At 63.2% G+C, this 13,363-nt stretch carries 15 protein-coding genes; 5 read left to right on the top strand and 10 right to left on the bottom strand.

The features are described 5' to 3' along the window. Positions 1-24 precede the first annotated feature (24 nt). Positions 25-234: a DUF465 domain-containing protein gene (locus L2D01_02140; GenBank protein WBQ10587.1), complete on the top strand. Its 210-nt coding sequence runs from the start codon at positions 25-27 to the stop codon at positions 232-234. Between the two features lie 234 nt (positions 235-468). Continuing rightward, positions 469-1,086 (top strand): class I SAM-dependent methyltransferase, encoded by a 618-nt coding sequence (locus L2D01_02135; protein WBQ10586.1) that lies wholly within the window; start codon positions 469-471, stop codon positions 1,084-1,086. A gap of 65 nt (positions 1,087-1,151) precedes the next feature. Here the strand turns inward: L2D01_02135 and L2D01_02130 are convergent, their stop codons facing one another. Then, on the bottom strand, positions 1,152-2,339 hold the full coding sequence (locus L2D01_02130) for a hydroxymethylglutaryl-CoA reductase (GenBank protein ID WBQ10585.1): 1,188 nt from the start codon (positions 2,337-2,339) through the stop codon (positions 1,152-1,154). After that, positions 2,339-3,058, bottom strand: coding sequence for an NAD-dependent deacylase (locus L2D01_02125; GenBank protein WBQ10584.1), 720 nt, complete (start codon positions 3,056-3,058; stop codon positions 2,339-2,341). The genes L2D01_02130 and L2D01_02125 overlap by 1 nt, the downstream gene beginning before the upstream one ends. A 141-nt stretch (positions 3,059-3,199) precedes the next feature. Between L2D01_02125 and L2D01_02120 the strand changes: the two genes are divergently transcribed. Continuing rightward, positions 3,200-3,928, top strand: a complete 729-nt coding sequence (locus tag L2D01_02120) for a GGDEF domain-containing protein (protein WBQ10583.1) — start codon at positions 3,200-3,202, stop codon at positions 3,926-3,928. Positions 3,929-4,043: 115 nt separating this feature from the next. Beyond that, positions 4,044-4,832 carry an FkbM family methyltransferase gene (locus L2D01_02115; protein WBQ10582.1) on the top strand — a complete coding sequence of 263 codons (789 nt, stop codon included), beginning with the start codon at positions 4,044-4,046 and terminating at the stop codon, positions 4,830-4,832. A gap of 60 nt (positions 4,833-4,892) precedes the next feature. Here L2D01_02115 and L2D01_02110 read toward each other — a convergent pair whose 3' ends face one another. The 6 genes from L2D01_02110 to galU form a co-directional block, all read right to left on the bottom strand. Further along, positions 4,893-5,630 (bottom strand): sulfotransferase, encoded by a 738-nt coding sequence (locus L2D01_02110; protein ID WBQ10581.1) that lies wholly within the window; start codon positions 5,628-5,630, stop codon positions 4,893-4,895. A gap of 320 nt (positions 5,631-5,950) precedes the next feature. Then, complete coding sequence (locus L2D01_02105; protein ID WBQ10580.1) at positions 5,951-6,631, bottom strand: FkbM family methyltransferase; 681 nt, start codon at positions 6,629-6,631, stop codon at positions 5,951-5,953. Between the two features lie 207 nt (positions 6,632-6,838). Continuing rightward, positions 6,839-7,039, bottom strand: coding sequence for a hypothetical protein (locus tag L2D01_02100; protein ID WBQ10579.1), 201 nt, complete (start codon positions 7,037-7,039; stop codon positions 6,839-6,841). A gap of 82 nt (positions 7,040-7,121) precedes the next feature. Continuing rightward, entirely contained in the window at positions 7,122-7,367 is a 246-nt protein-coding gene (locus L2D01_02095) for a hypothetical protein (protein WBQ10578.1), read from the bottom strand. Positions 7,368-7,426: 59 nt separating this feature from the next. Next, entirely contained in the window at positions 7,427-7,627 is a 201-nt protein-coding gene (locus tag L2D01_02090; GenBank protein WBQ10577.1) for a hypothetical protein, read from the bottom strand. A gap of 97 nt (positions 7,628-7,724) precedes the next feature. Then, entirely contained in the window at positions 7,725-8,609 is an 885-nt protein-coding gene (galU, locus tag L2D01_02085; protein WBQ10576.1) for a UTP--glucose-1-phosphate uridylyltransferase GalU, read from the bottom strand. Positions 8,610-8,779: 170 nt separating this feature from the next. Here galU and L2D01_02080 point away from each other — a divergent pair, with 170 nt between their 5' ends. Further along, the gene (locus tag L2D01_02080; protein WBQ10575.1) at positions 8,780-10,942 is read left to right on the top strand and encodes an AGE family epimerase/isomerase; all 2,163 of its coding nucleotides are present in this window, start codon (positions 8,780-8,782) and stop codon (positions 10,940-10,942) included. Here L2D01_02080 and L2D01_02075 read toward each other — a convergent pair. Then, positions 10,912-11,781 (bottom strand): FkbM family methyltransferase, encoded by an 870-nt coding sequence (locus L2D01_02075; protein ID WBQ10574.1) that lies wholly within the window; start codon positions 11,779-11,781, stop codon positions 10,912-10,914. The genes L2D01_02080 and L2D01_02075 overlap by 31 nt on opposite strands. A 108-nt stretch (positions 11,782-11,889) precedes the next feature. Next, a complete protein-coding gene (locus L2D01_02070; protein ID WBQ10573.1) occupies positions 11,890-13,194 on the bottom strand; it encodes a UDP-glucose/GDP-mannose dehydrogenase family protein in 1,305 nt (434 codons plus the stop codon). Positions 13,195-13,363: the final 169 nt, after the last annotated feature.

Below are 13,363 nucleotides of genomic sequence, written 5' to 3'. Positions count from 1 at the left end.
ATTCTGGAGGCAGCGATCAGCGCCATGGACGGGGAAGTTGACGAGCTGGTTCTGAGCCAGCGCCTGGAAGCCCTGCGCAGTGAGCACCGCGCGCTGGATAACGAGGTGCGCGCCCTGACCATGTGCGGGGTGGTGGATCAGCTGAAAATCATGCGGCTGAAACGGCGCAAGCTCTCGTTAAAAGACGAGATTTTCCGGCTTGAGGACATCCTCAATCCCGACATCATCGCCTGAGCGCTGACGCGCCGCCGGTCTTTTTCCTGAGGCACAGAGGCGACATCGGCCCGTCCGAGGATGGCCGCCGGTCGCCTTGCGCATGGCTGTTTTCGGATTGAGCGTTCAGATAACGGAAGAATATAAGAATTCTGGTGATGCAAGTAAGTTTCAAGTTCTAGCACTGATTTTGCACTGCAGCAGAAATCCGTTATAAGCAGCCATCCAATTCCTGCTGAACATGGAGCGCCCCAGATGGCTGCAACGTCCCAGAATCCCATCCTCAATCGCATTTATAATCTTCAGGGCGGTCCGGAAGAATGCCGGGATGCCTATAGGGACTGGGCGAAGTCCTATGATGAAGACACAGTGGAGGGCATGGGTTATGTGGCGCCGAGAGTAACGGCGGATAAGATCGCCAGCCTGTTGAAGCCGGATGCGGTGATTCTCGACGCGGGCTGCGGGACAGGGCTCGCCGGCGAGGCGCTGTCCGAACGCGGCTTCAAGACGATTGACGGCATGGATATCTCGCCCGACATGCTGGAAGTGGCGCGCGCGAAGGGCGCCTACCGCACGCTTCAGACCGAAGACATGACCCAGCCACTCTCATACGAAACAAACACTTACGACGCGGTGGTGTGCGTGGGCACTTTCACCCACGCCCATGTGGGGCCGAAAGGGTTTGACGAGCTGGTGCGGATAACCCGGCCGGGCGGACCGATCGTGGCGACGGTCCATGAGGACGTGTGGGGCGATGGCTATGAAGCCCATTTCGCCAGGCTGGAGGCGGACGGCGCAGCCAGGCTGGCGGGGATAGAGGACGCGCCCTACCACCTCAACACATGCAAGCTGGTCACCCTGAACGTGACGTAAACCGGCCTTCATGTGACGTTGATGGGCCTCTACAGGTCGTCGGCGCGCCGCCATGTGTCAAACGGCTAGCGATTGCGTCCTAGCTTTTCGTGGCTCTCCACCCAGTCGCCGGCCACCACCGCGCCCGCCAGCGACACCTCGCCGGCCAGAACCGTCGCGGCGCAGATTTCGATGAAGCGGCCCACCTTGCCCTTGCCCCGGCAACCGAGAATGTCGAGGCACTCGGCCTGGGTGGGCAGACCCGTGCCGCCGCCGAAGGTGGCGACGATCAGGGCGGGCAGGGTGATGGACCAATAGTAGGTCTGGCCGTCGTCTTCGAGGCGCACATAGGTCATGGCGGCGTGGCTTTCGGCCACGTTGGCGGCGTCCTGGCCGGTAGCGATGAACAGGGCGGCCAGGGCATTGGCGGCATGCATGCCGTTATTGGCCGAGCCTGCCATCACGGACCCGGCGAAGGAGTTCAGGCGGGCGCGGAACAAATCCGCCGCGCCGGTCCCCACCCGCTGGCGCAACAGGGCGTCGGGGATGCGCGCCTCGGCCACCACCCTTGCCCCGCGCGAGTGCAACACATTGAGCTGGGAGTGTTTCTTGTCGGTGTCCATGGCGCCCGACAGCGTGTAGCGCGCGCCGCCGGGATGATGCGCCGCGATCCAGCGGCAGGCGGCGTCGGCGGCCTTGCCCGACATGTTCTGACCGGCGGCGTCACCCGTTTCGAAATTGAAGCGCAGGTGCAGCATGGGCCCGACGGCGTAGCGCTCGATATGGGAGAGTTTCGCCACTGAGCTCGTCGCCTCGGCGGCTGCGCGGATGTCATCCATATGCGCCTGGACCCAGGCGGCGAAATCGCGGGCGGCGCGCGCATCGTCGAAATGGAAGACCGGGGCGCGCTGCATATAGCGCTCCACGATGGTGGTCTTCACCCCGCCCGCTTCCGACAATATGCGCATGCCCCGGTTATAGCTGGCCACCAGCGTCCCCTCGGACGTGGCCAGTGGCACGTAAACATGTTCATCGGCGACGTGTTCGCCGCGGATGCGCAAGGGACCGGCAAGGCCTATGGGCACCTGCGCCGCGCCGATGAAGTTCTCGATATTGCCGCGCGTCACCGCCGGATCGAAGCTGTAGGCGCCGACATGGGTGAGGTCTGCGCCGGTGCGCGCCGCGATGAAGGCGCGGCGCTCGTCAGCAGCCTCACGGGTGTGATCATCATCCTTGCGCCGGGGCACCGGCATGCGCGTGTCATTGGGGATCATCAGACAGCCTCCAGCCCGCCCAGCCAGGCGGGCAAAACTTGCGTTGCGGGTCCGTAGTGACGCTCGTCAAACATCGCGCTGACCTCGCCTGGCTCCAGGGACAGCTCCACCGTCCAGGCGCGCGCGGCTTTGGCCTCCTGCACGAAGCCGGCGGCGGGCCAGACCGTGCCGGACGTGCCGACAGCGACGAACAGGTCCACGGTTTCCAGCGCGGTGTAGATCCGGTCCATGTCCAGCGGCAATTCGCCGAACCAGACCACGTGCGGACGCAAGGTTCCGGCTGCGCCGCAGGACGGGCAGGCGCGGGCCAGCGTCAACGGCTCGCGATCAGTGAAGAGATGGCCGCACGCCGTGCAGCGCGTCTTCAACAGCTCGCCATGCATGTGCAGGAGGTTCGCCGACCCCGCCTGCTCGTGCAGATCATCAATGTTCTGGGTGACCAGCAGAAACTCGCCCCGCCCCGCCATCATCCAGGCCTGTTCCAGCTGCGCCAGGGCGAGATGGGCGGCGTTGGGCTTAGCATCGAGCAGGTTCGCCCGCCGGGCCGAGTAGAAGTCCAGCACCGCATCGGGATCGGTGGCGTAGCCTTCGGGCGTGGCGAGCTTCATGGGATCGAATTTCGCCCAGATCCCGCCCGCATCCCGGAACGTGCCCAGCCCGCTTTCCGCGCTGATCCCGGCGCCGGTGAGGATGACGATATTGCGTGCTGGGCCAGTCATGGCCCAAAGGGTGGCCGCGCCCGGCGCGCCCTGTCCAGCGCTTTTGCACGGGCGGGTTTGCGCACCGGCTTTGGTGAACGCTTTCTTAACCGCACGCGCGCGACAGTGCCGCCAAACGCCTGACATACAGGGGAAGGCCTCATGCGCATCCGTCCTGGAGACCCGCTCGGCGCATCATCGGTACGGCGCGAGCCGTCGTCTGCGGCGCGCGGTTCCAGCGGCGCCGCCTCAGCCGGCGCAAGCAGCCTGCGTGCGCCCGACAGCGCCTCCATCATGGGCGTGCCCGAAGCGGAGCTCACTCCCAATGTCCAGCGCGCGCTGCTGTCTCTCATGGGCGAGGTGGACCAGCTGCGCCGAGAGACCGAGGCCTTGCGCGCCAAGGTGCGCGATCTGGAAAATCTCGCCGACCGCGACGTCTTCCTGCCGGTGCTGAACCGGCGCGCCTTCCTGCGCGAAGTGTCCAAGGCGCTGGCCCTGGCCGAGCGCCACGACGCGCCCTCCTCGCTGATCTATATCGACCTGAACGGCTTCAAGGCGATCAATGACGCCCATGGCCACGCAGCGGGCGATGCGGCCCTGCGCGCGGTGGCCGATCTGATCGCGGCCCATGTGCGCGAAACCGACGCGGTGGGGCGCTTAGGCGGTGACGAGTTCGGCATCGTCCTCACCCTCACCCCCGTCAGCGCCGCCGAACGCAAGGCGCGCGAACTGGTCGAGACGCTGGAAGCCACGCCCATCATCCATGAGGGCCGGCAGCTGCAGGTCGGCGCGGCCTGGGGCGTGCGGGCGCTGGAAGCCGGCGTCGACGTCAACACCGCCATGGCCGAGGCGGATGCGGCCATGTATGCGCGCAAGATGGGCGCGGCCTGACGGGCAGTGAGCAACCGCCATTCAGCGTGTTGCGCCATACTCCTACAAAGCCTAGAACAACCCCATTGACGGGCGCCGCAGATGGAGCCGGTCCCGCTCGCATGAGGCCTCGGCAATGTCCCGACTGACTGAATTTCGTGAATATGCGCTCGCCAACAAGATGGAGCTCGAGGCCATCCTGAGCGAGGTCTATGCCGAACTGATGCGGGACCGCTCCGGCTTTGCAATGTTTGATGGCGGTGCTCACAAGGGTTACCACACGCTGCGCATGCTGGCCTTGCCGGGCTGCGAGCGTGTGATTGCAGTGGAAGCTGACCCGGTGATGGCCCAGCGCCTGAAAGAAATCCTTGAGCGTGAGGCGCCCGGTGATGAGCGTGTGACGCTGGTGCAGAAAGCTTTGCAGCGCGATCCCTCCATTCGCTCCATTCCCTGGCGCTCCTCGAGCAGTCACCAGGGCCGCTCGTCCATCATCTCTGAGAATTCCGGCCGTCCGACCATCTGGCACGGCAATCAGGAAATGGAGTATCGCGACGTCACCCAGGTGGACGCCGCCACGATTGACAATATTGTTGGCGGCAACTCCCTGCCGCTCGGTTTCATCAAGCTCGACCTGGAAGGCGCCGACCTGCATGCCCTGTTCGGCGCGCGCGATACTCTGGCGCGCCACCGGCCCGTCGTCGCTTTTGAAAACTCGGTCCATGCCCCCGAGGTCCACGGCTTTACTCTTCCCGAAGTGGCGGGCTATTTTCACGGGCTGGGCTATGTGGCGATGAACGTGGTCGGCGACGTGATCGGTGTCGACACCTGGTTCGGGTTTTTCGAGGCCTGGGCCGTCCCACGCGAGCGGGTCACGGATGTGTCCGCGATGATCAATGATGCACTGGCGCGGCGAGGGTTTAAGTAAACAGCCTCGCCAATTCCTGCTGCTCCAGCTTGCCGCCCAGAGCCCGGCGCCGCCGGGGGACTAGATCAGCCGCCGGACACCATTTTTCAACAATGTGACCAGTGTAGCCCCGTATACTTGATCAAGCTCCTTTTGAATGGTGTCTGGTAGCACAATTTTGGCTCTTTCAGCATAAGACTGATGCTCAGCGTCTGATATCCGTTCTACTGCATCGGATGGCTGCGAGGACGAGAACTCAAGAATTCGGTCTGCGGCGAAGGCGGTGTTGCTGGCCATGCGCTCCTGGGAAACAACGAACACTCTATCAATTCCGACAGCGCTCAACAGTTCATTTATGTATAGATCGTATCTCAATCTATCTTTTGCATATCGATCATAATATTCTTCAACATTGCAGTTCGCATAAAAGTCACGCTCTTTATAGGCAATGTGATTTTTATTTCGTCCAGTCTTTGCGATAGTTCTATGCATATTCCACCAGGAAACAAGTGATTTGGATGGATCTCTTATACAAACAACAAATTTTCGCTCTTTATTTTCTGACAAATATTGAATGGCTTTTGGATTGTAAATATAGGCTGCAAATTTATGACAAACGAGGCGGGCGCCACTGTCAGCGATCTCGCGGAGCGAAGCTTCAGTCTCAAGCTCCATGATCGCTGGCCAAGCAAGCTCCAGTGAACCGTTCGGTGCGGTCAGAACCTTGACGCCTTCGCGCCCGTCCAGCTCGCGCATCAGCGCGGACGTACCGGACTTGGGAAATCCAAGCACAACAAGGCTTGAAACTCGATTGTTCATGACTGGTTACCTTTAGCGATATCTGATCAACACTTATCCGAAAAGCTGGCGGTCGGGAGAATGCAATATTTTGAACTCGCACCGACACAGCCGGCGGGTAGATGGACCACCCACCCTCCTCCATACCCGATCACTTCATGCCGACGGCTGTAGAGTTGTGAGCCGCGCTAATCGCGCTCCATGAACTGGAGGGCTTTCGCAAAGTTTTCTATCTTTAGTTTGTTGACCGCCACTATGTCGGTTTGGATGAGGTCGAATTTAGTCTTGTATTGCCGGAACTCCTCACGGAAATTGTTCCACGGGTGTTTCTTGTAGGCATGCTAGCGAAGCTGTCCTGTTGAGGCGTGCTTGGTAAACGCGAGATCAAATATCTCCAGCGCTTCAGGTGTGGGTTCGCCTCGAAACACATATTTCGTGTCAAACAGCATGAATCCTAGCTCTGACATTGTATCGTAAAGATCAGGATTTCCGAGATACTCGACCCACATAAATTCTACATCACCTAATAAAGCCGACATGCCCTCAATTGCGTCGACCTCTCCTCCCTGCAAATCCAGCTTGATGAAGCCAATTTTTTCGCCTGGCGTCACGACGTCTTCCGCGCGTACGCAATCAACCTCAATGGTCTGAGATCCAGGGCGATTTCTGATGCTCAACGATCCGACCGAGGAATAGCCCGCCATGCCTTGTTCGCCCCACTCAGACGCCTCTGGCACCACGCTTGGAACCTCAAACTTCGCTGTCTGGCTTTTGTTTCCCAGCGCCTGCTTTTTCAGAAGGATTCGCTCGTCCGCACCTTCGAAGAACCTGTGATTGCCAGGGAAGGGTTCGAAGGCGTAGCATCTACACAACTCAGGGTAAGCGCGCAACATGCTGCGCGCCGTGCTTCCGGCGCCCGCACCCCCGTCTATAACCGACCCGATTTCGATTTTGGCGTCACGATAGCCTTTGAGCATGGTCGTGAATGAGGAAATCTTCAAAGCTGACAATAACTCGTTCATGGTGCCCCTCCCGGCGCAGAGCCCGTACCTGATGATTACGTTATGTCATGTGATATCAGGTCGAGAAAGGCCAACGTCTCAGAATAGCGGTAGATGCTGCTTTTATCGTGCTAGCGTCGGCTTTAGGCGCCATTGAGATCGCAGCCCCGGCTATCACCGTGGAGAGCTGAAGCCGATCTGCGCCAGGGACGCTTGTGGGTGCGGAGCCTAGAACTCGCGCCGTACAATGGCGACCTTGGAGTAGTCAACATAGACTGACTGGTTCGGCGTCAGGATGGTGCGCTTTTCCGGCACGCGCTTTTCAAAGGCGTACCGGGCGAAAGCCGCCACCATATCGTCCGCCTGGGCCGAGGTGGTTTCGATCTCCACCGCTGCGCCCGATTCCAGAATGACTTTTACCAATGCCATGATATTACCCCTGATTTCCCGATGAAGGCTGTGCCTTCAGGTGCGTGTTTCTAGCAGGCGCAGCTGCGCCCTGATAGCGTGATCAGCCGCGTTTGCTGCGGCGGGCCGAACTGGTCTGGGCGCCGGCGGGCGCGCCGTTCATGACCATAGAGACCTTGCGGAAGTCGACGAAAAAACTGCTCGCCTCGTCCACCTTGAAACGCGTGGTTGGCGCCTCGCCGCCTTGTGTGAACTTGGCGAAGGCGGTCACCAGACGTGCGCCGATCGCGTCTGGGAGCGCGAGTTCTGTCTCGTTGCCGGAATCAAATACGATCTTCACGTTGGCCATGATGCCTGCCCTTTTTTTTGCCTGTCCTTGGAAACCCGGAGCCGTTGGAATGGTACGGCTCAATTGATCCTGCGCACGACAGCGGCCTTGGAAAAGTCGACATAGATCGACTGGCTGGGCGTCAGAATTGTGCGCTTGTCCGGCATACGCTTGCCCGACACATAGCGCGCAAATGACGCCACCATGTCGTCGGCGATCTTGTCCGTGGTCTCCACATCGACCAGCACGCCCGAAACGAGCGTGACCTGAACTTTTGCCATGAAGTCCCCCGTGTGCGCCCCCCCGGGCCTGCGCTGGCGGTTATACCAGTTTTTCGCACCTGCACAAATTCATTTTGTCCCGGGTCCCGGAAAGCAGTCAGCCGGCGGCGTCCAGAAGCGCCTGAAGGATGGCGCGCGCCTCGGCGCCATGCTCGGGATCGGCCAGCGCCATGGCGGCGCTGGCGCGCAGATAGCCGGTCTTGGAGCCGGTATCGAACACCTCGCCGGTAAAGGGCAAGGCGTGGAATGCGTGGGTGGCCATGAGGGTGAGCATGGCGTCGGTGAGCTGGATCTCGCCGCCCGCGCCGGGCGCCTGGCGCGACAGGATGCCGAAAATCTCCGGCTGAAGGATATAGCGGCCGGAAATCATCAGGTTGGAGGGCGCGTCCTCCACGGCGGGCTTTTCCACCATGCCGCGCATCTCGATCAGCGCGCCCTTGCGCGCGCCCGGATCAATGATCCCGTAGCTGGAGACATCCGTGCGCGGCACTTCCTGAACCGAGATGAGGTTGCCGCCAACCTGCCCGTAGGCCTGCGTCATCTCTGCCAGACAGGCCGGATCGGAGCGCATGATCATGTCAGGCAGCAGCACCGCGAACGGTTCGTCGCCCACCAGCTCGCGCGCGCACCACACCGCATGGCCCAGGCCCAGCGGCGCCTGCTGGCGCACGAAGCTGCAGGCGCCCGCCGCCGGAAGATCGGCGCGCAGGGCCTTGAGCAGGTCTGTCTTGCCCTTGGCCTCGAGCGTGGTTTCAAGCTCATAGGCGATGTCGAAATAGTCCTCGATGGCGCCCTTGTTTCGCCCGGTGACGAAGATGAAATGCTCGATGCCCGCTGCGCGCGCCTCATCGACGACATAGTGGAGCGCCGGCCGGTCGAAGACAGGCAGCATTTCCTTGGGGATGACCTTGGTGGCCGGGAGCACGCGCGTGCCCAGGCCGGCGACTGGCAACACCGCCTTGCGGACAGGTTTGATGGCCATGAGCTGTCTGCGCCTCCCGATTGCGTCCCTCGCGCCGGTCTAGCCCGCGTGTCCGGCGCACGCAATATCAGGTCCGACTGTGCAGCGGCCAGAATAACCCCTTCAAGCGGGCGCGGGCTTGGACTAGAACACCGGACGAGCCGGGGGGCTAAGACTGGGGGCGATCAGATATGACCACGATGCGGCCATTCATCCTGTGCGGCGGGTCGGGGACCCGTCTGTGGCCCGTGTCGACGCCGGAGCGGCCCAAACAGTTTCACGCCCTGTCCGGCGCGCGCAGCATGATCGCTGAAACGGCCGCGCGCCTGCCGGCCCGTCTTGGCGCCATCACCCTCGCCCCGGCCTCAGCCGTCGCAGGCGCGCGCTGGCGTGAGGCGCTGGCGGCCCATCTGCCCGGCGGCGCCATGGTGCTCGAACCGATCGCGCGCAATTCAGGACCGGCCGTGGCGGCGGCGGCGCTGTGCGCCGATGGTGACGATCTGGTGCTGATCCTGCCGGCTGACCATCACATCGCCGATGTGCCCGCCTTTCACGAGGCGTTGGCGCGCGGGGCCGAAGCGGCCGCGGACGGCGCGCTGGTCACGTTCGGCATCCGCCCCGATCATGCCGCAACGGGATATGGCTATATCGAGCTGGCCTCGCCCGAAGCGGCTCAGGCGCGTTTTGCTCCGGCGCAGGCGTTTGTCGAAAAGCCGGGCCGCGAGGTGGCGGAAAGTTATCTCGCCGGCGGGCGGCATTTGTGGAATGCCGGCATCTTCCTGTTCCGCGCCGGCGCCATGATCGCCGCGCTGGAACGCCATGCGCCGGACATCCTGACCGCCGTGCGCGCCGCCCTGCCGGCGGCAGGTCCGATGGCGCCTGACGAGGCGCGGACCCTGATGCGCGAGGCCTTCGCCGCAGCGCCGTCCATCTCCATCGACTATGCGGTGATGGAAAAAGCGGAGCGCGTGCATGTGGTTCCGGTCTCCATGGGCTGGAGCGATCTGGGCGATTTCCGCGCGCTCAAGGCCCTGCACGGGGCGGGCCGCGACAGCGTGCTGATCGGCCCGGCGGCGGAAGATCAGGGATCGGACAATTTCATCTTCTCCACCGGTCCGCGCGTCGCCGTCCGGGGCCTGTCCGGCATCGCCGTGGCGGCGAGCCCGGACGGGGTGCTGGTCACTGCGCTGGACCAGGCCGCCGAGATCCGCGGCGCCGTGGAAGCGGCCAGCCGGCGCTATGCGCCCAACCTCAATCCGGCCCTGGCGGACCGGGCCCGCGCCTGGGTGTATGACCGCATGCTGCCGGCCTGGGCGGCGTCAGGCTGGGACCCGGTCCATGGCGGGTTTGTCGAAACACTCACACGCAAAGGCGCGCCCAATCTCGCCCAGCCGCGCCGCGGCCGGGTGGCGCCGCGCCAGGTGTTCGCCTTCGCCACGGCCCTCATGCACGGCTGGGACAAGGACGGTGCGGCCAGCCGGCTGGTGGATCAGGGGCTGGATTTCCTGGACGGGCGCGCGCGCGCCCCCGATGGCGGCTGGGCGCATGTGCTCGACGGATCAGGCGCGGTCACCGATGCGCGCCGCGATCTCTATGACCACGCCTTTGTGGCGCTGGGCGCCGCGCGCGCCTTTCAGGCCACCGGGGATGAGCGCGCCGAACGCATGGCGCGCGAGGCCTTTGCGGTGATCGACGCCACCCAGCGCAATGGCGGGCCCGGCTGGGCCAGCCCCGAAACCACGCCCGGCCTGAAACAGTCCAACCCCCACATGCACATGCTGGAAGCCAGCCTGGTCTGGTTTGAAGCCAGCGGCGATCCGGACGCGCGCGCGCGCATCGAGACGCTGGCCTGGCTGTTCGAGGCGTATCTGTTCGATCCGATGAGCGGCGCGGTGGGCGAAGACTATCACCCCGACTGGACGCCGGTGGGGGACGCGGCCAGCGCACGCATCGAGCCGGGCCATTGCTATGAATGGGCCTGGCTGTTGTCAGAGGCGCAGCGCCTGACCGGGCGGGACACCGCCAGCTGGTCGCGCCGCCTGATACAATTCGCCGATACGCATGGACGCGGACGCGACGGGTTCTCGCTGGACGCCGTCACCGCCGATGGCGCGCCCATCGCCGCCACCTGCCGCGCCTGGCCGCAGCTGGAGCGCATCCGCGCGCGGCTGCGCTTTCCCGAAACGGCGGCGCCGGGCGAAGCCCAGCGCGAGCTCGCCGTCTTCATGGACGCCTATATCGACGAAACCAGCCTGGCCTGGTGTGACCGGAGGCAGACGGACGGATGCGCGCCCATGGACTATCTGCCCGCCTCCATGCCCTATCACTTCATGACGGCGCTGGGCGGGTTGTAGGTTGGCACGCCCGGCTCCAGGAAGCTGAGTGCCTTGGTAAAGTTCTTCAGCTTCCGCTTGTTGACGGCAACAATGTCAGTCTGGATGAGATTAAATCTCTTCTTGCAGAAAATAAATTCCTCTTTGAAGTTACTCCAGCGCTGCTTCTTGTAGCCATGCCAGCGGAAATCTCCCGTCGACGCCGTCGTTGTATAGGCCACATCAAACGCTTCCAACGCATCCGGGCTGGGCTCGCCTCGAAACACGTATTTGGTATCGAACAGCATAAATCCGAGTTCTGACAATTTATCGCACAGAGCGGGATCGCCGAGATACTCGACCCACAGGAACTCCACCTCACCCAGCAAAGCAGACATGCCATCCAGAGCGTCGGCTTCACCGCCTTGCAGATCGAGCTTGATGAAACCGATCGTCTCGCCCGGCGCCACAACATCATCCGCGCGTACGCACTCCACATCAATCGTCAGCGCGCCGGGACGGCCCATTACCTTCAGAGAGCCGCCCGAGGAATAGCCAACCAAGCCGCGAGCACCCCAGGCGGACCCTTCCTGCACCACGCTGGGGACCTCGAACTTCACCACACCGTTCCGGTTCGCCAGCGCCTGCCTGTGCAACACGATGCGCGCGTCCGCGCTTTCGAAGAAGCGGTAATTGCCCGGGAACGGCTCAAAAGCGTAACATGTCCGGATCTGCGGACAGGCCTGCAACATCCTGTGGGCCGTCTCCCCCCAGCCGGCGCCCCCATCAATGACGGCAGTGATCTCGATCCGGGCCTCGCAATAGGCCTCAAGCAGGTTCGTGAAGCAGGACACCTTCAGGGCGGAGAGCAATTCGTTCATGGACAATCATCCCGACCAATACGGCGTTCAGTCCAATTGGACGCCACGCACCGCCACAGTGCAATGACCCCACATACGCGCCCAGAGTAACCAGAACGGCCGATGTGCCTACGGCCGTCCCACGCTCACATAGCGGAAGCCGCGCGCGGCGGTTTCGGCCGGGTCGTAGATATTGCGCAGGTCCACGATCAGCGGCTCTTTCAGGGCCGACTTGAGCCGGGCGAAATCCAGCGCCCGGAACTCGTTCCATTCGGTGAGGATGACCAGAAGGTCGGCCCCTTCGGCGCACAGATAGGGGCCGGTGACGAAGTCGACGTTTTCAAGCAGTTTTTCGGCTTCCTCGATGCCCGCAGGATCGAAGGCGCGCACCCGCGCGCCCGCCGCCTGCAGGGCCGGAATGATGTCCAGGCTGGGCGCCTCGCGCATATCGTCGGTGTTCGGCTTGAAGGTCAGGCCGAGGACCGCAATGGTCTTGCCCTCCACCGAGCCGCCCGCCGCCGCAATGACCTTGCCGGCCATGGCCTGTTTGCGGCGGTCATTGATCTCCACCACGGTCTCGATCAGACGCACCGGCGCGCCGGCTTCCTGGGCGGTGCGCACCAGCGCGATCGTGTCTTTGGGAAAGCATGACCCGCCATAGCCGGGGCCGGCATGGAGGAATTTTGCGCCGATCCGGTTGTCGAGGCCAATGCCGCGCGCGACTTCCTGCACGTTCGCGCCCACCTGCTCGCACAGATCGGCCATCTCGTTGATGAAGGTGATCTTCATGGCCAGGAAGGCGTTGGCGGCGTACTTGATCAGCTCCGACGTGCGCCGGGAGGTGAACACGATGGGCGTCTCGTTGAGATAAAGGGGGCGGTAAAGCTCGCGCATGCGCGCCGTGGCGCGCTCGTCCTCGGCGCCCACCACCACGCGGTCGGGCCGCTTGAAATCATCAATGGCCGCGCCTTCGCGCAGAAATTCCGGGTTCGACACCACGGCGAAATCGGCGCCCGGCCGGGCCTTGCGGATCACCGCCTCCACCTCGTCGCCCGTGCCCACCGGCACGGTGGACTTGTTCACCACGACGGTGAAACCGTCCATGACGCGCGCCACTTCCTCGGCGGCGGCGTAGACATAGGACAGATCGGCATGGCCGTCGCCGCGCCGCGAGGGCGTGCCCACGGCGATGAAGACCACGTCGGCATTGCGCACCGCCTCGGTCAGGTCGGTGGCGAAGTCCAGCCGGCCTTCGCGCACATTGCGCTCCACCAGCATGTCGAGACCGGGCTCATAGATCGGCACGCCGCCATTGCGCAGAAGCTCGATCTTGTCGGCGTTCTTGTCGATGCAGGTCACATGGTGGCCGAAATCGGCAAAACAGGCGCCCGACACCAGGCCGACATACCCGGTTCCGATCATCGCTACACGCATGGGCGGTCCTCTCCCTGCACAGACACATGAGGCCGGCTTGCAACCGGCACGGCAGGCATAGCAGCGGGCCGGAGCAAGTCCAAGCATGCGGGCCAGCGGGGCGGGGCGCGCATCGCCCTGACCGTTGAAACTGTCACGCGCGGGCGTTAACCTTTGTAAACACACGAGG

Source organism: Hyphomonadaceae bacterium ML37, from assembly GCA_027627685.1.
Classification (GTDB): domain Bacteria; phylum Pseudomonadota; class Alphaproteobacteria; order Caulobacterales; family Maricaulaceae; genus Oceanicaulis.
Note: the sequence above shows the minus strand (reverse complement) of the source record. Positions and strands in the feature narration are given on the sequence as shown.